This window comes from Streptomyces griseus subsp. griseus (assembly GCF_003610995.1).
Taxonomy (GTDB): domain Bacteria; phylum Actinomycetota; class Actinomycetes; order Streptomycetales; family Streptomycetaceae; genus Streptomyces.
Window position 1 is genome coordinate 5,504,679 of sequence record NZ_CP032543.1, and the last position, 22,235, is coordinate 5,526,913.

Consider the following 22,235-nt stretch of genomic DNA (forward strand, 5'->3'; position numbering starts at 1 on the left):
GTCACTTAGGGGCAGGGGGTGTCCCAGTCGCGATGATCGGGAGCGGAATGATGGATTCAGGGAGGTAATGTCCGTTTCCCGGGCCATGATCGGCTGACCGTAATGGGTCAATTGTCGATTACTTCGTGAGCAAACTCACATGATGATCGTCGCCTCATCCCGGCTCCGGCGGGGAATCGGATGTTTAGCCTGACGCTTTACAGGGATGGCGAATCCGACAAGCCGGCGCCGCCGAGGCGGCGCCCGAACCGACAGGGTCCTGACGGCAGATGAAGACGACGACCACGATCCGCAACATTGCCAACCCCCGGCGCACCACGCTGGCGCACCTCAAGGACGCCGAGGCGCTCCAGACACCCTTCCTGCCGGAGCACGCCGCCGACCTGCCCAACGTCACGGCCAACCCGCGCCGCACCATCCTGATGGAAGCCCCGGCCTCGGCCGCCCAGTAGCCGCCCCGCGATGGGCGAGGCTGCGCCCCCTCACCGCGTTAGCCTGGAGCGTCAGTCTTCAGCCAGCCAGCAAGTGAGGGGCGACAGCATCCCGTGCGCATCGCCAGGTTCTCCATCGACGGCAATGTCGCCTTCGGCGCCGTCGAGGGACAGGGCACCGTGGAATCCGGTGACCTCGTCCTTGACATCATCAAGGGCATCCCGTACGCCGACTTCGAGCTCTCGGGCACCAAGGTCCCGCTGAACAAGGTCCGGCTGCTGCCCCCCGTGCTCCCCAACAAGGTCGTGGCCATCGGCCGCAACTACGCGGAGCACGCCGCCGAGCTCGGCCACGAGGTCCCCGACGCGCCCATCACCTTCTTCAAGCCCACCACCTCGGTGATCGGCTCCGGCGACGCGATCGAGTACCCCTCCTTCTCGAACGAGCTCCACCACGAGGCCGAGCTGGCCGTCGTCATCGGCCGCATGTGCCGCGAGGTCCCGCGCGAGCGCGTCAAGGACGTCGTTCTCGGCTACACCTGCGCCAACGACGTCACCGCCCGCGATGTGCAGCAGCGTGAGAAGCAGTGGGCCCGCGCCAAGGGCTTCGACACCTCCTGCCCGCTGGGCCCCTGGGTGGAGACCGACGTGGACCCCCACGACCTCACCATCCAGGCGACGGTCAACGGCGAGCAGCGGCAGCTCGGCCGCACGAGCGACATGGTCCGCTCCATCGAGGACCTGGTCGTCCACATCACGGAGGCCATGACGCTGCTCCCGGGCGATGTGATCCTCACGGGCACCCCCGCGGGGGTCGGCCCCCTGCACGTCGGCGACGAGGTCGCCGTCACCATCGAAGGCATCGGCACTCTCACCAACAAGGTGATCAAGCGTGGCTAACGCACCTGTACGCGTCCGTTTCTGTCCCTCCCCGACCGGCAACCCCCACGTGGGCCTGGTCCGCACGGCCCTCTTCAACTGGGCCTTCGCCCGGCACCACCAGGGCACCCTGGTCTTCCGGATCGAGGACACCGACGCCGCGCGCGACTCCGAGGAGTCCTACCAGCAGCTGCTCGACTCGATGCGCTGGCTGGGCCTGGACTGGGACGAGGGCCCCGAGATCGGCGGCCCGCACGCGCCCTACCGCCAGTCGCAGCGGATGGACCTGTACAAGGACGTCGCCGAGAAGCTGCTCGCCGCCGGGTACGCGTACGCCTGCTACTGCACCGCCGATGAGCTGGACGCCCGCCGCGACGCCGCCCGCGCCGCCGGGAAGCCGTCCGGCTACGACGGGCACTGCCGCGACCTCACCGCCGAGCAGAAGGCGGCGTACGAGGCCGAGGGCCGCACCTCGATCGTCCGCTTCCGGATGCCCGACGAGGCCATCACCTTCACCGACCTGGTCCGCGGCGAGATCACCGTCCAGCCGGAGAACGTCCCGGACTACGGCATCGTCCGCGCCAACGGGGCCCCGCTCTACACCCTGGTCAACCCGGTCGACGACGCGCTGATGGAGATCACCCACGTCCTGCGCGGTGAGGACCTGCTCTCCTCCACCCCGCGCCAGATCGCCCTGTACCGGGCCCTCATCGAGCTGGGCATCGCCAAGGACACCCCCGCCTTCGGCCACCTGCCGTACGTCATGGGCGAGGGCAACAAGAAGCTCTCCAAGCGCGACCCGCAGGCCTCCCTCAACCTCTACCGGGAGCGCGGCTTCCTCCCCGAGGGGCTGCTGAACTACCTGTCGCTGCTCGGCTGGTCGATCGCCGAGGACCGCGACATCTTCTCGGTGGACGAGCTGGTCGCCGCGTTCGACATCGAGGACGTCAACGCCAACCCGGCCCGCTTCGACCTCAAGAAGGCCGAGCACATCAACGCCGAGCACATCCGCATGCTGGAGGTGAAGGACTTCACCGAGGCCTGCGGCCCCTGGCTGAAGGCCCCGTTCGCGCCCTGGGCCCCGGAGGCCTTCGACGCGGAGAAGTGGACGGCGATCGCCCCCTACGCCCAGACCCGCGTGACGGTGCTCTCCGACATCACCGACAACGTCGACTTCCTCTTCCTCGACGAGCCGGTGGAGGACGAGGCGTCCTGGGCCAAGGCCATGAAGGGGGACCCGGCCGCGCTCCTGACCACGGCCCGCGCCAACCTGGAAGCGGCCGACTGGAGCGACGCGGAGTCCCTGAAGAACGCCGTGCTCACCGCGGGCGAGGCCCACGGCCTCAAGCTCGGCAAGGCCCAGGCCCCGGTCCGGGTCGCCGTGACCGGCCGCACCATCGGCCTGCCGCTCTTCGAGTCCCTGGAGATCCTGGGCCGTGAGAGGAGCCTGGCCCGCATCGACGCGGCGCTGGCCAAGCTGACCGCGTAGGCGCGCGAGCCACCCGGAGGAGGGCCGCAGCCGACCGGTTGCGGCCCTTCTCCGGCCTCTGCCCCGACGCGAGCGTCCGTCGGCGGCTACCGTGGCGTACATGCCGATCCGAGCCGTGCTCTGGGACATCGACGACACGATCTTCGACTACGCGGGCGCCGACCGCACCGGGATGCGCCTGCACCTGGAGGGCGAGGGCCTGCCGATGGCGTACGCCTCGGTCGACGAGGCCCTCGACGCCTGGAAGGCGATCACCGTCCGGCACTGGGCGCGCGTCGCCGCCGGGGAGACGGACTTCCTCGGGCAGCGCCGGGACCGGGTGCGGGAGTTCCTCTCCCGGACCATGGAGGACGCCGAGGCCGACGCCTGGTTCGCCGGGCACCTGTCCCACTACGAGGCCGCCTGGAGGCTCTTCCCGGACGTGCTCCCGGTCCTGGACCGGCTGGTACCCGACTACCGGCACGCGATCCTCTCCAACTCCAGCATCGACCACCAGCACCGCAAACTCACCGCGCTCGGCATCCGGGACCGGTTCGAGGCGATGGTCTGCGCCGTTGAGCTGGGCGTCTCCAAGCCGGCGGCCGGCGCTTTCCACGCGGCCTGCGAGGAGCTCGCGCTGGACCCGCACGAGGTGGCGTACGTGGGCGACGAGCCGGACATCGACGCCTCGGGCGCCGTCGCCGCCGGGCTGACCGGCATCTGGCTGGACCGGCGGGGGAGGGGCGGGCGGCCGGATCTCGTGACGATCACCGGGCTGGACCAGCTCCCCGCCCTGCTGGCGGGCCAAACCCGTTTTGGAGCGCCGGACACCTTCGGGTAATGTTCTTTCTGCGCCGCCCGAGCGGGATGGAAGATCCGGCCGGGAAGCGCGGACAGAGATGAAGCCCCCTCCAGGGGTTGCATTTCAGTGGGCTATGGTGTAATTGGCAACACTACGGTTTCTGGTACCGTCATTCTAGGTTCGAGTCCTGGTAGCCCAGCGCAGTACCGAGCAAGACCAGCAGTATCCAGCAGGACAAGCCCCCGTTGTGTAGCGGCCTAGCACGCTGCCCTCTCACGGCAGTAGCGCCGGTTCGAATCCGGTCGGGGGTACAGATCCTTCCCGCGAGAACATCATGGGTCGCACCCATCGCTCTCGATGCAGGATCGCTAGGGCCCCCGTTGTGTAGCGGCCTAGCACGCTGCCCTCTCACGGCAGTAGCGCCGGTTCGAATCCGGTCGGGGGTACTTGTCACACCATGGGCTATGGTGTAATTGGCAACACTACGGTTTCTGGTACCGTCATTCTAGGTTCGAGTCCTGGTAGCCCAGCGCAAGTCAGCAGTATCCACGCCCCCGTTGTGTAGTGGCCTAGCACGCTGCCCTCTCACGGCAGTAGCGCCGGTTCGAATCCGGTCGGGGGTACAACAGAGCGGCACGGGAAGGCCCTTCACTTCGGTGGAGGGCCTTTTCGCTTGCCCAGGCCAGGGCTCCCGGAGTCAAGTCGCCTACGTCGCACGGCTGTTGGCCAGGGTGAAGAAAAGGGCCGCCACGGCGCTGGGGCGGCCTTCCGGAGCAGGGGGAGAGGAGCGGAGGGGAGAGGAGCCGTACGGGCGGGAGGTCAGCCCGTACGGCGCAGGGCCTCGCTCAGCCGTGCGGCCGAGTCGATGACCGCCTGGGCGTGCATCCGGCCCGGGTGGCGGGTCAGCCGCTCGATCGGGCCGGAGACCGAGACGGCGGCGACCACCCGGTTCGAGGGGCCGCGGACCGGGGCCGAGACCGAGGCGACGCCCGGCTCCCGCTCGCCGATCGACTGGGCCCACCCCCGCCGCCGCACGCCGGAGAGCGCCGTCGCCGTGAACCTGGCCCCTGGAGGCCGCGGTGCAGGCGCTCCGGCTCCTCCCAGGCCATCAGGATCTGGGCCGATGAGCCGGCCTTCATGGTGAGCGTGGAGCCGACCGGCACCGTGTCCCGGAGTCCGGACAGCCGCTCCGCCGCCGCCACGCAGATACGCATGTCGCCCTGCCGGCGGTAGAGCTGCGCGCTCTCGCCGGTGATGTCCCGCAGGTGGGTGAGTACCGGTCCGGCCGTGGCCAGCAGGCGGTCCTCGCCCGCCGCGGCGGCCAGTTCCGACAGCCGGGGGCCGAGGATGAAACGGCCCTGCATGTCCCTCGCCACCATCCGGTGGTGTTCCAGTGCCACGGCCAGTCGGTGGGCCGTGGGCCGTGCGAGCCCGGTCGCCGCGACCAGCCCGGCGAGGGTGGCCGGACCGGACTCCAGGGCGCTCAATACCAGAGCTGCCTTGTCGAGAACGCCGACGCCGCTAGAGTTGTCCATACGACGATACTCCCGTCTCACTCTGTGAAACGCAAGTTCAATTTTCGGCGGAAGTTGCGAACCTGTACGGGCGGCCCTACAACGGCCGCAGCCACCGCCCCGCAGAGGATCCGGACGGCGGCGCACCGAATCTCTAGTTGGGCCGGCGAAGACGCCGGCCGGAGGGAAAGCGATGGGTAGGACACTCGCGGAAAAGGTCTGGGACGACCATGTCGTCCGGCGCGCGGAGGGCGAGCCCGACCTTCTCTTCATCGATCTGCACCTGCTGCACGAGGTGACCAGCCCGCAGGCCTTCGACGGACTGCGCCAGGCCGGACGTCCGGTGCGACGCCTCGACCTCACCATCGCCACCGAGGACCACAACACCCCGACCCTCGACATCGACAAGCCGATCGCCGACCCGGTCTCCCGCGCCCAGCTGGAGACCCTGCGGAAGAACTGTGCGGACTTCGGCGTCCGGCTGCACCCGCTCGGTGACGTGGAGCAGGGCGTCGTGCACGTGGTCGGCCCCCAGCTGGGCCTGACCCAGCCCGGCACCACCGTGGTCTGCGGCGACTCCCACACCTCCACGCACGGGGCGTTCGGCGCACTGGCGTTCGGCATCGGCACCAGCCAGGTGGAGCACGTCCTGGCCACCCAGACGCTGCCGCTGGCCCGCCCGAAGACCATGGCCATCACGGTCGACGGCGAACTGCCCGAGGACGTCACCGCCAAGGACCTGATCCTCGCCATCATCACCCGGATCGGCACCGGTGGCGGTCAGGGCTACATCCTCGAATACCGCGGCTCCGCCATCGAGAAGCTCTCGATGGAGGCCCGGATGACCATCTGCAACATGTCGATCGAGGCCGGTGCCCGCGCGGGCATGATCGCCCCGGACGAGACCACCTTCGCCTATCTGGAGGGCCGCGACGCCGCCCCCAAGGGCGAGGAGTGGGACGCCGCCGTCGCGTACTGGAAGACGCTGCGCTCCGACGACGACGCGGTGTTCGACGCCGAGGTCGTCATCGACGCCACCGAACTGGCCCCGTTCGTCACCTGGGGCACCAACCCCGGCCAGGGCGCGCCGCTCTCCGCGCACGTCCCCGACCCCGCTTCGTACGAGGACGCCTCGGAGCGCAACGCCGCCGAAAAGGCCCTGGAGTACATGGGGTTGACCGCCGGGCAGCCGCTGCGCGAGATCAGCGTGGACACCGTCTTCGTAGGCTCGTGCACCAACGGCCGCATCGAGGACCTGCGCAACGCCGCGGCGATCCTGGACGGCCGCAAAGTCGCCGACGGCGTACGGATGCTGGTCGTCCCGGGCTCCGTCCGGGTCGCCCTCCAGGCCGTCTCCGAGGGCCTGGACAAGGTCTTCACCGGGGCCGGCGCCGAATGGCGGCACGCGGGTTGCTCGATGTGCCTCGGTATGAACCCCGATCAGCTGGCCCCCGGCGAGCGCTCCGCCTCCACCTCGAACCGCAACTTCGAGGGCCGGCAGGGCAAGGGCGGCCGCACCCACCTGGTCTCCCCCCAGGTCGCCGCCGCCACCGCCGTACTGGGCCATCTGGCCTCGCCCGCCGACCTGTCCGACACCCGTACCCCCGCCGGAGTCGCATAGCCATGGAAGCCTTCACCACCCACACCGGCCGGGCCGTCCCGCTGCGCCGCAGCAACGTCGACACCGACCAGATCATCCCCGCCCACTGGCTGAAGAAGGTCACCCGCGACGGGTTCGAGGACGGGCTCTTCGAAGCCTGGCGCAAGGACGCCGACTTCGTCCTCAACCGCCCCGAGCGGCAGGGCGCCTCGGTCCTGGTGGCCGGTCCCGACTTCGGTACGGGCTCCTCCCGCGAACACGCGGTCTGGGCCCTGCAGAACTTCGGCTTCAAGACGGTCATCTCCTCCCGCTTCGCCGACATCTTCCGGGGCAACTCGCTGAAGAACGGCCTGCTGACCGTCGTCCTGGAGCAGAAGGTCGTCGACGCCCTCTGGGAGCTGACCGAGGCCGACCCGACCGCCGAGGTCACCGTCGACCTGGAGGCCCGCCAGGTCCGCGCCGAGGGCATCACCGCCGACTTCGAGCTCGACGAGAACGCCCGCTGGCGCCTGCTCAACGGCCTCGACGACATCAGCCTCACCCTTCAGAACGAAGCGGACATCGCCGCTTACGAGGCGGCCAGGCCGTCCCACAAGCCGCGTACAATTGACGCCTGAGCAGCGCTTTTCCATGACTGCGCCCCCTGCCTCCGGGCAGGGGGCGCAGTCGCTTGTTGAGCCCCCCTCGGGCGACAACTCGCCCCAGATGGCACAATCGGTGCATGGAACGCGACAGCCAACTCAAGCTCTATGGCCAAGTCGCCGACCAGTTGAAGGAAGCGCACGCGAAGGTGCGTGCACTGCAAGTCCCGGAGAGCGTACGGATGGCGCTGTCCCGGAAGCTGCTGGTCGTCACGGCCGCGGCGAAGCACGATCTCCCGGACGCGGCAAGGCGTCTGGACCGGTTGATGAAGGACCTCGATGAGGGCCGATTCCCCGAAGGTGACTGACACGTGGAACTGCGCATCGGTCGACTTCGTTGCGGCACTAGGGTGATTAGCCCGTTTCGTGTTTGATTTGCGGTATATATCTGCCTAACGTGCGAAAAAGCCTGAACACTTTCGTTCCGGCAATGTCTCCGAAGGGGAAGACGTGAACAAGGCGCAGCTCGTAGAAGCGATTGCCGACAAGGTCGGCGGCCGCCAGCAGGCCGCAGACGCGGTCGACGCGGTGCTCGACGCGATCGTCCGTGCCGTTGTCGCCGGGGACCGTGTCTCGGTCACCGGCTTCGGCTCGTTCGAGAAGGTCGACCGCCCCGCCCGGTACGCCCGCAACCCGCAGACGGGTGAGCGCGTCCGGGTCAAGAAGACCTCGGTGCCCCGCTTCCGTGCGGGTCAGGGGTTCAAGGACCTGGTGAGCGGCTCGAAGAAGCTCCCCAAGAACGACGTGGCCGTGAAGAAGGCCCCCAAGGGCAGCCTCTCGGGCGGATCTTCCGCCGCCCGTACGACGGTCAAGGCCGCCACCGCCAAGAAGTCGGCCGCCAAGAAGGCCACGGCGAAGAAGACCACCGCCAAGAAGGCCGTGGCACCGGCGAAGAAGACCACCGCCACCGCCAAGAAGGCCACCGCCAAGAAGGCGACCGCCACGGCGAAGAAGGCCACGCCGGCCGCGAAGAAGGCGACCGCCACGGCCAAGAAGGCCACCGCGACCGCCAAGAAGACCGCGCCCGCCAAGAAGGCCACGGCGAAGAAGGCGCCCGCGAAGAAGACCACGGCGCGCACCACCACGGCCAAGAAGGCCACCGCACGCAAGAAGTGAGACCGGGCAACCGCTCGCTTCACGAAACGCGCCGGGCCGGGCTCCCCTCCGGGGGAGCCCGGCCCGCGGGCTGTCCGGGGCCGGTCGGCCCCGCGGGGTCCGTGACCCCTGTACGCTCCACAACCCCCGTACGGTCTAGAACGTCTGCAGCGTCACCAGCGTGATGCGCAGGGCGGCGCCCCGGCCCTCGCCCTCGATCCGCACCCGCTGCCCCGGACGCAGCAGCAGCAGGCCGCCCGCGTCGAAGGCCGGGGCGTCGAACTCCACCGGGGTGCCGTCGTCCAGCAGCACACTGCCGGTCCGGGTCTCGGGGTCGTACGTGTACGAGGTCGCCTGCATGGGCGGCAGCCTATCGGTCCCGGGTGAGGTCCGCGGTGAGCGCGAACGCGGCTGTGACCCGCTCCGTGCGCGGCCCCACTCCGAGGGCCAGTGCCACCCCCAGGTCCTCGCCCGTATCCACGTCCCGGCGCACCGAGTCGACCCCGGGCAGCGTTATTTCCACCGCGCCCGAGGCCAGGTGCCGGGCGGCGGAGGGGCCGCCGAAAGCCGGGCGCAATTCCGTACCCCCGGCGCAGGACAGAAATGTCGTTCCGATTCCTGCCGCGTCCCGGAGAAATGTCCGGGGAAAAGCGGAGGCAAAATCGAGCACCCGAGCCAATTCCCCGCCGCGCAGGGCCGGCAGATCCGCGTTGAGAGCGGCCACCGGGAGGGCGGGCGCGAGAGCCCGCACCGAGCGCGCCCCGTACGCCAGCGCCGCGTTGAGCCCGGCCGCCGGGACATCCGCCACGATCCGTGCACCGAGCGCCGAAAGGGCCGCCCCGGCCGCCGCGTCGTCCGTGACGACCACCACACCCCGCACCCGGGGACAGGCGAGCGCCGCCGCCACCGTGTCCTGGGCGAAGGCCAGGGCCAGCCGGGGCCGGGCGAGCTCGCCCGCCGCCCGCCCCAGGCGGCTCTTGGCCCGCGCGAGCGGCTTCAGCGGAACGACCAGGGACCAGAGCCCCGCCGGATCGGTGTTCGTGGCGATCTCCCCCTCCGTGCGCATGAGGACTTATTCTCGCCTGCCGGTACGACAACCCGGAGGGCCGGGCCCGCAGGTGAGGCGTACGGTGTTCTCGACAGAGGAGGGGCCTGGGGCGAGACTTGACCGTCAGTAGCCGGCAACAGGTCGAAAGTTCCGATGAGGTCCTTAGAGGAAGGTGTCCGAGTGTCCCGCCGCAGAATCGGCTTCTGGTACCGCCTGGCGGCGGTTATCGCCAAGCCGCCGTTGGTGGTTCTGTTCAAGCGCGACTGGCGGGGGACGGAACACATTCCGGCCGACGGCGGATTCATCACCGCCGTCAATCACAACTCCTATCTGGACCCGCTCTCCTACGCCCACTTCCAGTACAACACCGGACGCGTGCCCCGGCTCCTGGCGAAGGCGGGCCTCTTCCGCACCCCCTTCGTCGGCATGATGCTGCGCGGCACCGGCCAGATCCCCGTCTACCGCGAGACGACCAACGCCCTGGACGCCTTCCGGGCCGCCGTCGACGCCATCGAACGGGGCGAGTGCGTCGCCTTCTACCCCGAGGGCACCCTCACCCGCGACCCCGACATGTGGCCGATGGCCGGCAAGACCGGCGCCGCCCGGGTCGCGCTGATGACCCGGGCCCCGGTCATCCCGGTCGCCCAGTGGGGCGCCAACCTCGCGATGCCGCCGTACGCCAAGGAGAACAAGCTCCGGCTGTTCCCCCGCAAGACGCTGACGGTCCAGGCCGGCCCGCCCGTCGACCTCAGCCGTTTCTACGATGTGGAGCCGACGCCCGAGGTGCTGCGCCAGGCGACCGAGGTCATCATGGCCGCGATCACCCGCCAGCTGGAGGACGTCCGCGGGGAGAAGGCCCCCGCCGAGCTCTACGATCACCGCAAAGCCCGTGCTGAACAACGGCGCAGGGCGCAGGGAAAGGGATCCACGTGACGCACCCCGTAAAAGCGGCCGTCTTCGGAACCGGCTCATGGGGTACGGCGTTCGCCGTGATCCTCGCCGACGCGGGGTGCGAGGTCACCCTCTGGGGGCGCCGCGCCGAGGTCGCCGAGGCCGTCAACACCACCCGCACCAACCCGGACTACCTGCCGGGGATCACGCTCCCCGAGTCGATCCGCGCCACCACCGACCCCGCCGAGGCGCTGCGCGGGGCCGAGTTCGCCTTCCTCGTCGTCCCCTCCCAGACGCTGCGCGCCAACCTCGCCGACTGGGCCCCGCACCTGGAACAGGACACCGTCCTGGTCTCCCTGATGAAGGGCGTGGAGCTGGGCACCGCCAAGCTGATGAGCGAGGTCATCGCGGACGTCACCAAGGTCTCCGCCGACCGCATCGCCGTCGTCTCCGGCCCCAACCTGGCCAAGGAGATCGCCGAGCGCCGCCCCGCCGCGGCCGTCGTCGCCTGCGCCGACGCGTCCGTGGCCCAGCGGCTCCAGGCCGCCTGCCACACCCCGTACTTCCGCCCGTACACCAACACCGACGTGGTCGGCTGCGAGCTCGGCGGCGCCGTGAAGAACGTCATCGGCCTCGCCGTCGGCATCGCGGACGGCATGGGGCTCGGCGACAACACCAAGGGCTCCCTCATCACCCGCGGCCTCGCCGAGACCACCCGGCTGGGCGTGGCCATGGGCGCCGACCCGCTGACCTTCTCCGGACTCGCGGGCCTGGGCGACCTGGTGGCCACCTGCTCCTCGCCGCTCTCGCGCAACCACACCTTCGGCACCAACCTCGGGCGCGGTATGACGCTCCAGGAGACGATCGCCGTCACCAAGCAGACCGCCGAGGGCGTCAAGTCCTGCGAATCGGTCCTCGACCTGGCCCGCCGGTACGGGGTCGACATGCCCATCACGGAGACCGTCGTCTCCATCGTCCACGAGGGCAAGTCCCCGGTCGTCGCGGTCAAGGAGCTGATGTCGCGGAGCGCCAAGGCCGAGCGACGCTGACTCCTCCCTTACCAGCAGGTACGCTCATCGCGATATGAGCAGCGAGAACCTCCCCCAGAGCCCTGAGCGCCCCGAGAGCCCTGAGCAGCAGCGCCGCAAGCCGCGTGTGGCTGTCGTGTTCGGCGGCCGCAGCTCCGAACACGGCATCTCGGTCGTCACGGCCGGCGCCGTCATGAAGGCCATCGACCGGACGAAGTACGACGTCCTGCCGATCGGCATCACGACGGACGGCCGCTGGGCGCTCACCGCCGACGAGCCCGAACGCATGGCCATCACCGACCGCAAGGTCCCCGACGTGGCCCAGCTCGCCGAGTCCGAGGGCAGCGTCGTGCTCTCCGTGGACCCGGGCAGCCGCGAGGTCGTCTACAGCGAACCCGGCTCGGTGCCCAAGGCGCTCGGCGAGGTCGACGTGGTCTTCCCCGTGCTGCACGGCCCGTACGGGGAGGACGGCACCCTTCAGGGGCTGCTCGAACTCTCCGGTGTGCCCTACGTCGGCGCGGGCGTCCTCGCCTCGGCCGTCGGTCAGGACAAGGAGTACATGAAGCGCGTCTTCCTCTCCTTCGGCCTGCCGGTCGGACCGTACGAGGTCGTCCGGCCGCGCGAGTGGGACCGCGACCCCTCCGGCGTACGCAAGCGGATCGTGGACTTCGCCGGTGAGCACGGCTGGCCGCTGTTCATCAAGCCCGCCCGGGGCGGCTCCTCCATGGGCATCACCAAGGTCGACGAGCTCTCCGGCCTCGACGCGGCGATCGAGGAGGCCCGCCGCCACGACCCCAAGTTCCTCGTGGAGTCGCTGCTGCGCGGCCGGGAGATCGAGTGCGGGGTGCTGGAGTTCGAGGACGGACCGCGCGCCAGCGTGCCCGCCGAGATCCCGCCGGTCACCGCGCACGAGTTCTACGACTTCGAGGCGAAGTACATCGACTCGGCCGCCGGCCTGGTGCCCGCCCCGCTCACCGAGGAGCAGACCGCCGAGGTCCAGCGGCTCGCCGTCGCCGCCTTCGACGCCACCTCCTGCGAGGGGCTGGTGCGCGCCGACTTCTTCCTCACCGAGGACGGCACCTTCGTCATCAACGAGATCAACACCCTGCCCGGCTTCACCCCGATCTCCATGTACCCGCGCATGTGGCAGGAGAGCGGCGTGAGCTACCCGGAGCTGGTCGACCGGCTGATCCAGGCCGCGTTGACCCGCTCCACCGGACTGCGCTGAGAGACCCGGAAGGCCGGGACGGCAGGGGCCGTCCCGGCCTTCCGGGCGTGGGGCATCCGTCTTCGTGGACCGGGGGGCGCCGCAGCGCAGTACGATCGCCCCGTCAGCGCGCGGAGGATCACGGTGCCGGGGCGGAGAACCGTGGTCGCGAAGGCCGCGCGTTCCAGGCGCGGCACCGGACGGGGGTCAGAGGTGGACGACCGGACAGGTCAGCGTTCGTGTGATGCCGTCCACCTGCTGCACTTTGGCGACCACCATGCGGCCCAGTGCATCGACCGTGTCGGCCTGGGCCCGCACGATCACGTCGTACGGACCGGTGACGTCCTCTGCCTGGATGACTCCCGGAATCTTGGAGATGGTCTCGGCGACGATCGACGCCTTGCCCACCTCGGTCTGAATAAGGATGTACGCCTGTACCACGGAACCTCCAGGGCGGCCACGAGGATCATGTGGGGGAAAGGGACGCCACGTTATCGCGTCGCCGAGGGTGACGGGGAGACCTACGGGCCGTATGACGTCCACAGCGTGGCGTACGGAGTGCGGAAGTTGACGTATCCCTTGACGGTATCGGCAGCTCTCCTGACGGTACCGACAGCAGTGACGGCTCGCGACCGGGGGCCCGGACGGGTGTCCGGGGCGATAGATGAGAGGTGAGACTCGGTGAAGGGAACCGTGGGCGAGTTGGGGGAGTTCGGGCTCATCAGAGAGCTCACGTCCCGGCTCACCACCACTCCGGCGGTACGGCTGGGGCCCGGCGACGACGCCGCGGTCGTGGCCGCTCCCGACCGCAGGGTCGTGGCCAGTACGGACATCCTGCTGGAAGGGCGGCACTTCCGCCGCGACTGGTCGACGGCGTACGACGTCGGTCGCAAGGCGGCGGCGCAGAACCTCGCCGACATCGCCGCCATGGGCGCCGTGCCCACCGCGCTGCTCCTCGGCCTCGTCGTCCCCGCCGACCTCCCGGTCACCTGGGCCGCCGAGCTGATGGACGGGCTGCGTGACGAGTGCCAGGTGGCGGGGGCGGCCGTGGTCGGCGGCGACGTGGTCGGCGGCGACACCATCACCGTCGCCATCACCGCCCTCGGCGACCTGCGCAACCACGAGCCGGTCACCCGCGCCGGCGCCCGGCCCGGCGACGTGGTCGCCGTCACCGGCTGGCTCGGCTGGTCCGCCGCCGGATACGCCGTGCTCTCCCGCGGCTTCCGCTCGCCCCGCGCCTTCGTCGAGGCCCACCGCCGCCCCGAACCGCCGTACCACGCGGGCCCCGCGGCCGCCGGACTCGGCGCCACCGCCATGACCGACGTCAGCGACGGGCTCGTCGCGGACCTCGGGCACATCGCCGAGGCCAGCAAGGTCCGCATCGACCTGCGCTCCGGTCTCATCGACATCCCCTCGCAGATGTCCGACATCGGCCAGGCCGTCGGCGTCGACCCGCTCCAGTGGGTGCTGACCGGGGGGGAGGACCACGCGATCGTGGCGACCTTCCCGCCGGACGCGAAGCTTCCCGCCCGCTGGAAGGTGATCGGCGAGGTCCTCAACCCCTCCGCCCTGCCCCAGGTCACCGTGGACGGCGCCCCCTGGACCAGCAAGGGCGGCTGGGACCACTTCGGGGCGATCGAGGACACCTACTAGAGGCCGGGCACCGGGCTCACGCGTGAACCGGTAGCGCACGTGTGCGCGTACTAGATTGCTGCGTATGCCCATACCTACCGCTGTACCGCCCCGCGTCCTCACCGTCGCCGGATCCGACTCCGGCGGCGGTGCGGGGATCCAGGCCGATCTGAAGACCATGCTCGCCCTCGGTGTGCACGGCATGAGCGTGCTCACCGCCGTCACCGCACAGAACTCCCTCGGCGTCCAGGGCGCCTGGGAGCTTCCGGTGGATGCCGTACGCGCCCAGTACCGCAGCGTCGTCGACGACATCGGCGTCCAGGCGGTGAAGACCGGGATGCTCGCCTCGGCCGCGCTCGTCGAGACCGTCGCCGGACTCCTTGCCGGGACCGGCGCCCCCGTCGTCGTCGACCCGGTCGGGGTCTCCAAGCACGGGGACGCGCTGCTCGCCGCCGAGGCACTCGACTCCGTACGGACGAAGCTGCTGCCCGTCGCCACGGTGGCCACCCCGAACCTCGACGAAGTGGCCCAGCTCACGGGCGTACAGGTCACCGACGAGAACGGAATGCGCCGGGCCGCCGAGGAGATCCTGGCGTTCGGACCGAGCTGGGCGCTCATCAAGGGCGGGCACCTGCCCGGTGACGCGGTGGACCTGCTCACCGACGGGAGCGCGGAACACTGGCTGCGCGCCCCCCGCTACGACAACCGGCACACCCACGGCACCGGCTGCACCCTCGCCTCCGCCATCGCCTCCGGGCTCGCGCTCGGCCAGGACGTGCCCACGGCGGTGGAGGGCGCGAAGGCGTACGTCACCGGCGCGATCCGGGCCGGATTCGCGCTCGGCGGCGGCATCGGCCCGGTCGACCACGGCTGGCGGACCCGGGCCGCTGAGTGATCATCCTCCGCGGGACAGCAAAAAGCCGGTCCACCGAGGTGGACCGGCTTTTTGGGCAACCGGAAGGCTGCGCTACGACGGAGACGTCAGCGCGCGACCTTGCCGGCCTTGATGCACGAGGTGCAGACGTTGAGCCGCTTCGGCGTCCGACCGACCACGGCACGCACGCGCTGGATGTTGGGGTTCCAGCGACGGGACGTACGGCGGTGCGAGTGCGAAATGCTGTTGCCGAAGCTCGGCCCCTTGCCGCAAACGTCGCAGTTGGCAGCCACGGGTCACTCCAAAGACTTCAGATGCACTTACAGTGAATTCCGGCGCGCCGGAATCATTGGATGAAGTGGCGGTACCGGAGGAATGGCCCGACTCTCATCGGGCAACCGAAGCAGCATACAACGCCTGCTTCGGAGATACGAAACTACCACGGGTTGGCCCACCGCCCTCCCGCCCCCTGTCGCTGCCCGGGCCCCGGCGGGCGGGCTAACCTGCGGTGCAGCCCGTTGCCACGGCCGCTTCAAGGAGGACCATCGGTGCCGCAGCTCCCCGACGATCTGGACGCCGTCGCGGTGCGCACCTGGTGCTCACTGGCCCTGGAGGCCCTGGGCCGGGAGCGCGCGGAGATCGACGCGATCAACGTCTATCCCATCGCCGACGGGGACACCGGCACCAATCTCTATCTGACCGTCGAGTCCGCCGCGGCGGCCGTCGAAGCGGTCTTCGCCGCCCATGAGACCGGCACCACCGCACCCGCCACCGCCGATGCCGTACGCGCCATGGCGCACGGCGCCCTGATCGGGGCCCGGGGGAACTCCGGCACGATCCTGGCCCAGCTGCTGCGCGGCATGGCGGGAGTGCTGGCCGACGGTGGCGACGCGGCCCACCTGCGCCTGGCCCTGACCCGGGCCGCCGCCGCCGCCCGGCAGGCCGTCGCCCACCCGGTGGAGGGCACGGTGCTGACCGTCGCCACGGCGGCCGCCGAGGCCGCGCAGGGCGAGGAGCGGGAGTTGCGCGCGGTGGTGAGCGCCGCGTACGAGGGGGCGCGCGCCGCCCTGGCGAGGACCCCGGAGCAGCTCGCCGTGCTCGGCCGGGCCGGTGTGGTGGACGCCGGAGGACGCGGGCTGCTGGCGGTCCTGGGGGCGCTCGTGGAGGCGGTGACCGGGCAGGCGCCGGTACGGGGGCCTCGTACCGCTTCCGGGAAGGCCGCGGCTCCCGTGGACGGCGGGTCGGTGGTGGGGCTGCCGGTGGGGGGCGTTCCGGTCCCGGCGGGCGGTACCGCGGTGGAGGGGCCGGCGCACGGGACCCCCGGCTTGGCGGCTGCGGCCGGCCCGATCGACTGCCCCGAGGACGCGGACGAAGGCGGGCCCGCCTTCGAGGTGATCTACCTCCTGGAGGCCCGCGACGAGCAGGTGGACCGGTTGCGGACCCGGCTCGACGCGCTCGGTGACTCCCTCGTCGTGGTCGGCGGCGACGGGCTCTGGCACGTCCACGTCCATGTCGACGACGCCGGGGCCGCCGTGGAGGCGGGCGTCGAGGCCGGGCGGCCGTACCGGATCCGGATCACCCACTTCGCCACCGAGAGCGGCCACGACGTCCGCGTCCAGTCCGAACCCGCCCAGCGCGCCGTCGTCGTCGTGGTCCCCGGCGACGGTCTGGCCGGGCTCTGCACCGAGGCCGGCGCCACCACCGTGATCGCCCGCCCCGGCGAACCCCCCGCCAGCGGCGAACTCGTCGACGCCATCCGCCGCGCCCACGCCCGCGAGGTGGTGCTGCTGCCCAACGACGCGGCCCTGCGCCACACCGCGGCCGCCGCCGCCGAGCAGGCCAGGACCGAGGGGGTCAGGGTCGCCCTCGTCCCCACCCGCGCCGCCGTCCAGGGCATCGCTGCCCTCGCCGTCCACGAACCTGACCGGGGCTTCGACGAGGACGTCGTCGCCATGACGGCCGCCGCCGGCGCCACCCGCTACGCCGAACTGGCCGTCGCCGAGCGCCAGTCGTGGACCATGGCGGGTATCTGCCAGGCCGGGGACATCCTCGGCCTGATCGACGGCGACGTGGCCGTGATCGGCGCCGACGTCCCGGCCACCGCCCGCACCGTGCTGGACCGGATGCTGGCGGCCGGCGGCGAACTGGTCACCCTCGTCCTCGGCGAGGACGTCCCGGACGCGATGGCGGACGCGCTGGAGGAGCACGTACGCGAGGGTTATCTCGCCGTCGACACGGTGGTCTACCGGGGCGGCCACCAACGGGCGCCGCTGCTGATCGGCGTCGAGTAGCCGCCGCACGGCCGTGCCCGGCGGACAGTTGTCAGTGCCGTGGTGTGCAATGGATCGCGTGTCCTCGTTCGATGAACCTCTCAAGAAGCTGCTCGGCGGAGCCACCGCGAAGGTGATGGCCGAACACCTCGACCTGCACACGGTCGGTGATCTGCTGCACCACTACCCGCGGCGGTACGAGGAGCGCGGCAAGCTGACCGCGCTGGCCGACCTCCCGCTGGACGAGCACGTCACGGTGGTCGCCCAGGTCGCCGACGCCCGCATCCTGATGTTCAACAACGGCCGGGGCAAGCGCCTGGAGGTCACCCTCACCGACGGCAGCGGCCGCCTCCAGCTCGTCTTCTTCGGCCACGGCGTCCACAAGCCGCACAAGGAGCTGCTCCCGGGCCGCCAGGCGATGTTCGCCGGCAAGGTCTCCGTCTTCAACCGGAAGATGCAGCTCGCCCACCCCACGTACCAACTCCTCGACGCCTCCGACGCCGACGAGGCGACCGAGGCCGTCGACGCCTTCGCCGGACGGCTGCTGCCGATCTACCCCGCCTGCAAGCAGCTGGACTCCTGGCGGATCGCCAAGGCCGTGGACGCCGTCCTGCCCAGCGCCCAGGACGCGGTGGACCCGCTGCCCGCCGCCCTGCGCGAGGGGCGCGGCTTCACCCCGCTGCCCGAGGCCCTGCTGAAGGTGCACCGGCCGCAGACGAGGACGGACATCGAGGACGCGAAGGCCCGGCTCAAGTGGGACGAGGCCTTCGTCCTCCAGGTGGCCCTGGCCCGTCGCCGCTACGCCGACACCCAGCTCCCCGCCGTCGCCCGCCGCCCGGTCGCCGACGGCCTGCTGGACGCCTTCGACGCCAAGCTGCCGTTCACCCTCACCGAGGGCCAGGAGAAGGTCAGCAAGGAGATCTTCGACGACCTGGCCACCGAGCACCCGATGCACCGGCTGCTTCAGGGCGAGGTCGGTTCGGGGAAGACGATGGTGGCCCTGCGCGCCATGCTCACCGTGGTGGACGCCGGGGGCCAGGCCGCGATGCTCGCCCCCACCGAGGTCCTCGCCCAGCAGCACCACCGTTCCATCACCGAGATGATGGGCGAGCTCGCCGAGGGCGGCATGCTGGGCGGCTCGGACCAGGGCACCAAGGTCGTCCTGCTCACCGGCTCCATGGGGACGGCGGCCCGCCGGCAGGCCCTGCTGGACCTGGTCACCGGCGAGGCCGGGATCGTCATCGGCACCCACGCCCTGATCGAGGACAAGGTCCAGTTCCACGACCTCGGGCTCGTGGTCGTCGACGAGCAGCACCGCTTCGGCGTCGAACAGCGCGACGCCCTCCGCTCCAAGGGGAAGCAGCCGCCCCACCTCCTCGTCATGACCGCCACCCCCATCCCCCGTACGGTCGCGATGACCGTCTTCGGCGACCTGGAGACCTCCGTCCTGGACCAGCTCCCGGCCGGCCGTTCCCCGATCGCCAGCCATGTCGTCCCCGCCAAGGACAAGCCGCACTTCCTCGCCCGCGCCTGGGAGCGCGTCCGTGAGGAGGTGGAGAACGGCCACCAGGCGTACGTGGTCTGCCCCCGCATCGGCGACGACGCGGAGGAGGCCGAGGGGAAGAAGGGGAAGGCCGCGAAGAAGGCATCCGCCAAGGCCGCCGAGGAGGACCCGGAGAAGCGGCCGCCGCTCGCCGTCCTGGAGATCGCGGACGAGCTGCGCAAGGGTGCGCTGGCCGGGCTGAGCGTCGAGGTGCTGCACGGGAGGATGCACCCCGACGAGAAGGATGACGTGATGCGCCGGTTCGCCGCCGGGGACGCCGACGTCCTGGTCGCCACCACCGTCATCGAGGTCGGGGTCAACGTTCCCAACGCCACCGCCATGGTGATCATGGACGCCGACCGGTTCGGCGTCTCCCAGCTCCACCAGCTCCGCGGCCGCGTCGGCCGTGGCTCGGCCCCCGGGCTCTGCCTGCTGGTCAGCGAGGCCCACGAGGCGAGCCCCGCCCGCGCCCGCCTCTCCGCCGTCGCCGCCACCCTCGACGGCTTCGAGCTCTCCCGGATCGACCTGGAGCAACGCCGCGAGGGCGATGTGCTCGGCCAGGCCCAGTCCGGGGTGCGCTCCTCACTGCGGATGCTCACCGTCATCGACGACGAGGAGGTCATCGCCGCCGCCCGCGAGGAGGCCGTCGCGACCGTCGCCGCCGACCCGGAGCTGGAGCACCTGCCGGAGCTGCGCACGGTGCTGGCCGCGCTGCTGGACAAGGACCGGGAGGAGTATCTGGACAAGGGGTGAGCGCACGGGGCTGCCCAGCCGGTGCGGGCCGCACGCCATATCGTGGACGCACAGCCCGTAGACGTACGGACGGCACGCGCCCGCCGTGAGCCCCCGCACCCGCCCCCGACCCCGAGGACCAGACACCCATGACCCGCGTGATCGCCGGATCGGCCGGCGGACGCCGCCTGGCCGTACCGCCCGGCACCGGCACCCGCCCCACCTCCGACCGTGCGCGCGAGGGCCTCTTCTCCACCTGGGAAGCGCTGCTCGGCACCCTCGAAGGCGTCCGCGTCGCCGACCTGTACGCCGGATCCGGTGCCGTCGGCCTCGAAGCGCTCTCCCGGGGCGCGGTGCACGCCCTTCTCGTCGAGGCGGACCAGAAGGCGGTGCGCACCGTCCGGGACAACGTCCGCACCCTCGGGCTGCCCGGCGCCGAGGTCCGTACCGGCAGAGCCGAGCAGATCGTGACGGGACCGGCGCCCTCCGACCCGTACGACATCGTCTTCCTGGACCCGCCGTACGCCGTCACCGACGACGATCTTCGCGAGATCCTGCTCACACTCCGTGCTCAGGGGTGGCTCACGGACGATGCGCTCGTCACCGTGGAACGCAGCACCCGGGGCGGAGAATTCGGCTGGCCCGCCGGATTCGAGCCACTGCGGGCCCGTCGCTACGGCGAGGGAACGCTTTGGTACGGTCGCGCCGCCGCTACGTGCGAAGACGCACGATGACCGGACCGGAGAGCGAGGGAATCACAGTGCGCCGCGCCGTCTGTCCGGGGTCTTTCGACCCCATCACCAACGGACATCTCGACATCATCGGACGAGCCTCCAAGCTGTACGACGTGGTCCACGTCGCGGTGATGATCAACCAGTCCAAGAAGGGGCTGTTCACCGTGGAGGAGCGGATCGACCTGATCCGCGAGGTCACCGCCGACTTCGGCAACGTCGAGGTGGAGTCCTTCCACGGCCTGCTGGTCGACTTCTGCAAGCAGCGGGAGATCCCGGCGATCGTGAAGGGCCTGCGGGCCGTCAGCGACTTCGACTACGAGCTCCAGATGGCCCAGATGAACAACGGCCTCTCCGGCGTCGAGACCCTCTTCGTGCCGACCAACCCGACGTACAGCTTCCTGTCGTCCTCGCTGGTCAAGGAGGTCGCGACCTGGGGCGGCGACGTCTCCCACCTGCTGCCCCCCACCGTCCACGAGGCGCTCACGGAGCGGCTGGGCGAGCGCTGAGCGGCTGACGGTCCGTCACCAGGTGTCGGGCGGCCGCCGACTGGCCTTACAGTCGTCCCGTCCGTCTCCAACAGAGCAGCAGAGAGTGGCGAGCACACGGTGGACGTGCAGAAGAAGCTCGACGAGATCGTCGAAGCGGTCGGGAACGCCCGCGCCATGCCCATGTCGGCCTCGTGCGTGGTCAACCGCGCCGAGCTGCTCGCCATGCTCGAAGAGGTCCGCGAGGCCCTGCCCGGCTCGCTCGCCCACGCCCAGGAGCTGATCGGCGGCCAGGAGCAGTTCGCCGAGCAGGCCCGGCAGGAGGCGGAGCGGATCATCCAGTCCGCGCACGCCCAGCGCTCCTCGCTGATCGCCGAGACCGAGATCGCCCGCCAGTCGCAGAGCGAGGCCGACCGGATCCTCTCCGAGGCCCGCCGCGAGGCCGAGGAGGTCCGGGCCGAGGCCGACGACTACGTCGACAGCAAGCTCGCCAACTTCGAGGTCGTCCTCACCAAGACCATCGGCTCCGTCGACCGAGGCCGCGAGAAGCTGCTCGGCCGTGGCCAGGGCCTGGACGAGCAGGGCTACCAGGACCCCGACTTCGCCGAGGCCCCCGAGCGCAGCGCCGACCCCGAGACGCTGAAGCAGCGGGCCGACGCCTACGTGGACGCCAAGTTCGGCGCCTTCGAGGCGGTGCTCGCCAAGACGCTGGAGGCGGTCGGCCGCGGCCGGCAGAAGCTGCACGGCCGGGTCGCCTCCGACGACCTGGGGGCCCACATGGCCGCCCAGGACGCGGCGGGCGCCCGGGGCCACACCAGCGACGCCGACTACCTGGCCGGCCTCGCCGAGCTCGCCACCCCGGCCCCGCAGCAGGCGCCCCAGCAGCCGCTCTATCAGGAGCGTCCGGCTGAGTACCCGGCCCAGCCGCCGCAGGCCGAGCCGGGCTACGCGCAGCAGCCGGAGTACGGACAGGCCGAGTACGCGCAGGCGTCGTACGGCTACCAGGAGCAGCAGGGGCAGGATCCGTACGGCTACCAGCAGGTGCCGGACCCGTACGCGGCCTACCAGCAGCCCGCCTACGACCCGAACCAGTACCCGCCCCAGCCGCAGGCCCAGCCGGAGTACGGCTGGCAGCAGCAGCCCCAGGCGCCCGCCCAGCAGAACCAGGGCGCGCTGGACGAGACCAGCCTCTTCGACACCAGCATGATCGACCTGGAGCAGCTGCGCCGCTACGAAGAGGGCCGCTGATCCAGGCCGGGCTGGTCCGATTGGGTGCTGAGCCGTCCGTCCAGTATCCTGAATCCTCGGTCGCACATAGGTCCGCGATTTCGGCTGCCCGTTTCGTCTACGAATCGGGACGA

The 22,235-nt window shown here is 70.8% G+C and carries 22 protein-coding genes, 5 tRNA genes and 1 pseudogene; 23 read left to right on the forward strand and 5 right to left on the reverse strand.

Annotated features, from left to right (window positions below):
• The first annotated feature begins 269 nt into the window (after positions 1–269).
• From D6270_RS24925 to D6270_RS24965, 9 genes are all read left to right on the forward strand, one after another.
• The gene (locus D6270_RS24925; RefSeq protein WP_109163411.1) at positions 270–452 is read left to right on the forward strand and encodes a hypothetical protein; all 183 of its coding nucleotides are present in this window, start codon (positions 270–272) and stop codon (positions 450–452) included.
• A 93-nt stretch (positions 453–545) separates the two neighbouring features.
• Entirely contained in the window at positions 546–1,331 is a 786-nt protein-coding gene (locus tag D6270_RS24930; protein ID WP_109163410.1) for a fumarylacetoacetate hydrolase family protein, read from the forward strand.
• Entirely contained in the window at positions 1,324–2,799 is a 1,476-nt protein-coding gene (gene gltX, locus D6270_RS24935) for a glutamate--tRNA ligase (RefSeq protein ID WP_109163409.1), read from the forward strand. The genes D6270_RS24930 and gltX overlap by 8 nt, the downstream gene beginning before the upstream one ends.
• A gap of 100 nt (positions 2,800–2,899) precedes the next feature.
• Positions 2,900–3,619, forward strand: coding sequence for an HAD family hydrolase (locus D6270_RS24940; protein ID WP_109163408.1), 720 nt, complete (start codon positions 2,900–2,902; stop codon positions 3,617–3,619).
• Positions 3,620–3,707: 88 nt separating this feature from the next.
• Positions 3,708–3,779, forward strand: a tRNA-Gln gene (locus D6270_RS24945).
• A 39-nt stretch (positions 3,780–3,818) separates the two neighbouring features.
• Positions 3,819–3,891: transfer RNA gene (locus tag D6270_RS24950), tRNA-Glu, on the forward strand.
• A gap of 62 nt (positions 3,892–3,953) precedes the next feature.
• Positions 3,954–4,026: transfer RNA gene (locus tag D6270_RS24955), tRNA-Glu, on the forward strand.
• Between the two features lie 12 nt (positions 4,027–4,038).
• Positions 4,039–4,110, forward strand: a tRNA-Gln gene (locus D6270_RS24960).
• 20 nt (positions 4,111–4,130) lie between these two features.
• Positions 4,131–4,203 (forward strand) — tRNA-Glu (locus D6270_RS24965).
• A gap of 196 nt (positions 4,204–4,399) precedes the next feature.
• Here the strand turns inward: D6270_RS24965 and ndgR are convergent.
• Positions 4,400–5,115: pseudogene (gene ndgR / locus D6270_RS24970) on the reverse strand (IclR family transcriptional regulator NdgR).
• A 172-nt stretch (positions 5,116–5,287) separates the two neighbouring features.
• Between ndgR and leuC the strand changes: the two are divergent.
• The 4 genes from leuC to D6270_RS24990 all read left to right on the forward strand — a co-directional run bounded on the left by leuC (position 5,288) and on the right by D6270_RS24990 (position 8,451).
• Entirely contained in the window at positions 5,288–6,715 is a 1,428-nt protein-coding gene (leuC, locus tag D6270_RS24975; protein ID WP_093694845.1) for a 3-isopropylmalate dehydratase large subunit, read from the forward strand.
• Between the two features lie 2 nt (positions 6,716–6,717).
• Positions 6,718–7,311 (forward strand): 3-isopropylmalate dehydratase small subunit, encoded by a 594-nt coding sequence (gene leuD / locus D6270_RS24980; protein ID WP_109163407.1) that lies wholly within the window; start codon positions 6,718–6,720, stop codon positions 7,309–7,311.
• Between the two features lie 104 nt (positions 7,312–7,415).
• Positions 7,416–7,643 carry an SCO5555 family protein gene (locus D6270_RS24985; protein ID WP_093694849.1) on the forward strand — a complete coding sequence of 76 codons (228 nt, stop codon included), beginning with the start codon at positions 7,416–7,418 and terminating at the stop codon, positions 7,641–7,643.
• Positions 7,644–7,785: 142 nt separating this feature from the next.
• Positions 7,786–8,451: an HU family DNA-binding protein gene (locus D6270_RS24990; protein WP_109163406.1), complete on the forward strand. Its 666-nt coding sequence runs from the start codon at positions 7,786–7,788 to the stop codon at positions 8,449–8,451.
• A gap of 135 nt (positions 8,452–8,586) precedes the next feature.
• Here D6270_RS24990 and D6270_RS24995 read toward each other — a convergent pair whose 3' ends face one another.
• Both D6270_RS24995 and cofC read right to left on the reverse strand, forming a co-directional pair.
• Positions 8,587–8,790 carry a hypothetical protein gene (locus tag D6270_RS24995; protein WP_109163405.1) on the reverse strand — a complete coding sequence of 68 codons (204 nt, stop codon included), beginning with the start codon at positions 8,788–8,790 and terminating at the stop codon, positions 8,587–8,589.
• A 10-nt stretch (positions 8,791–8,800) separates the two neighbouring features.
• A complete protein-coding gene (cofC, locus tag D6270_RS25000) occupies positions 8,801–9,496 on the reverse strand; it encodes a 2-phospho-L-lactate guanylyltransferase (RefSeq protein ID WP_109163404.1) in 696 nt (231 codons plus the stop codon).
• A 162-nt stretch (positions 9,497–9,658) separates the two neighbouring features.
• On the opposite strand from cofC, the gene D6270_RS25005 reads away from it, so the two are divergent.
• The 3 genes from D6270_RS25005 to D6270_RS25015 are packed head-to-tail and all read left to right on the forward strand — an operon-like array spanning position 9,659 to position 12,625.
• On the forward strand, positions 9,659–10,411 hold the full coding sequence (locus tag D6270_RS25005; RefSeq protein WP_109163403.1) for a lysophospholipid acyltransferase family protein: 753 nt from the start codon (positions 9,659–9,661) through the stop codon (positions 10,409–10,411).
• On the forward strand, positions 10,408–11,418 hold the full coding sequence (locus D6270_RS25010) for an NAD(P)H-dependent glycerol-3-phosphate dehydrogenase (protein WP_109163402.1): 1,011 nt from the start codon (positions 10,408–10,410) through the stop codon (positions 11,416–11,418). Before D6270_RS25005 ends, D6270_RS25010 begins: the two co-directional genes overlap by 4 nt.
• A 34-nt stretch (positions 11,419–11,452) precedes the next feature.
• Positions 11,453–12,625: a D-alanine--D-alanine ligase family protein gene (locus D6270_RS25015; RefSeq protein WP_109163401.1), complete on the forward strand. Its 1,173-nt coding sequence runs from the start codon at positions 11,453–11,455 to the stop codon at positions 12,623–12,625.
• Between the two features lie 186 nt (positions 12,626–12,811).
• Here the strand turns inward: D6270_RS25015 and D6270_RS25020 are convergent, their stop codons facing one another.
• Positions 12,812–13,045 carry an Lrp/AsnC family transcriptional regulator gene (locus tag D6270_RS25020; protein ID WP_015611652.1) on the reverse strand — a complete coding sequence of 78 codons (234 nt, stop codon included), beginning with the start codon at positions 13,043–13,045 and terminating at the stop codon, positions 12,812–12,814.
• 240 nt (positions 13,046–13,285) lie between these two features.
• Here D6270_RS25020 and D6270_RS25025 point away from each other — a divergent pair, with 240 nt between their 5' ends.
• Both D6270_RS25025 and thiD read left to right on the forward strand, forming a co-directional pair.
• Complete coding sequence (locus D6270_RS25025; RefSeq protein ID WP_093694863.1) at positions 13,286–14,257, forward strand: thiamine-phosphate kinase; 972 nt, start codon at positions 13,286–13,288, stop codon at positions 14,255–14,257.
• A 64-nt stretch (positions 14,258–14,321) separates the two neighbouring features.
• Positions 14,322–15,131, forward strand: a complete 810-nt coding sequence (gene thiD / locus D6270_RS25030) for a bifunctional hydroxymethylpyrimidine kinase/phosphomethylpyrimidine kinase (RefSeq protein ID WP_109163400.1) — start codon at positions 14,322–14,324, stop codon at positions 15,129–15,131.
• An 86-nt stretch (positions 15,132–15,217) separates the two neighbouring features.
• Here the strand turns inward: thiD and rpmB are convergent, their stop codons facing one another.
• Positions 15,218–15,403, reverse strand: coding sequence for a 50S ribosomal protein L28 (gene rpmB, locus D6270_RS25035; protein ID WP_003965989.1), 186 nt, complete (start codon positions 15,401–15,403; stop codon positions 15,218–15,220).
• Between the two features lie 255 nt (positions 15,404–15,658).
• Between rpmB and D6270_RS25040 the strand changes: the two genes are divergently transcribed.
• The 5 genes from D6270_RS25040 to D6270_RS25060 all read left to right on the forward strand — a co-directional run bounded on the left by D6270_RS25040 (position 15,659) and on the right by D6270_RS25060 (position 22,122).
• Positions 15,659–17,401 carry a DAK2 domain-containing protein gene (locus D6270_RS25040; protein ID WP_109163399.1) on the forward strand — a complete coding sequence of 581 codons (1,743 nt, stop codon included), beginning with the start codon at positions 15,659–15,661 and terminating at the stop codon, positions 17,399–17,401.
• 49 nt (positions 17,402–17,450) lie between these two features.
• Positions 17,451–19,676: an ATP-dependent DNA helicase RecG gene (gene recG / locus D6270_RS25045; RefSeq protein ID WP_204117056.1), complete on the forward strand. Its 2,226-nt coding sequence runs from the start codon at positions 17,451–17,453 to the stop codon at positions 19,674–19,676.
• Positions 19,677–19,804: 128 nt separating this feature from the next.
• The gene (rsmD, locus tag D6270_RS25050; protein WP_109163397.1) at positions 19,805–20,389 is read left to right on the forward strand and encodes a 16S rRNA (guanine(966)-N(2))-methyltransferase RsmD; all 585 of its coding nucleotides are present in this window, start codon (positions 19,805–19,807) and stop codon (positions 20,387–20,389) included.
• Positions 20,390–20,415: 26 nt separating this feature from the next.
• Positions 20,416–20,895: a pantetheine-phosphate adenylyltransferase gene (gene coaD, locus D6270_RS25055; protein ID WP_204117189.1), complete on the forward strand. Its 480-nt coding sequence runs from the start codon at positions 20,416–20,418 to the stop codon at positions 20,893–20,895.
• A 99-nt stretch (positions 20,896–20,994) separates the two neighbouring features.
• A complete protein-coding gene (locus D6270_RS25060; protein ID WP_109163395.1) occupies positions 20,995–22,122 on the forward strand; it encodes an ATP synthase subunit B family protein in 1,128 nt (375 codons plus the stop codon).
• Positions 22,123–22,235: the final 113 nt, after the last annotated feature.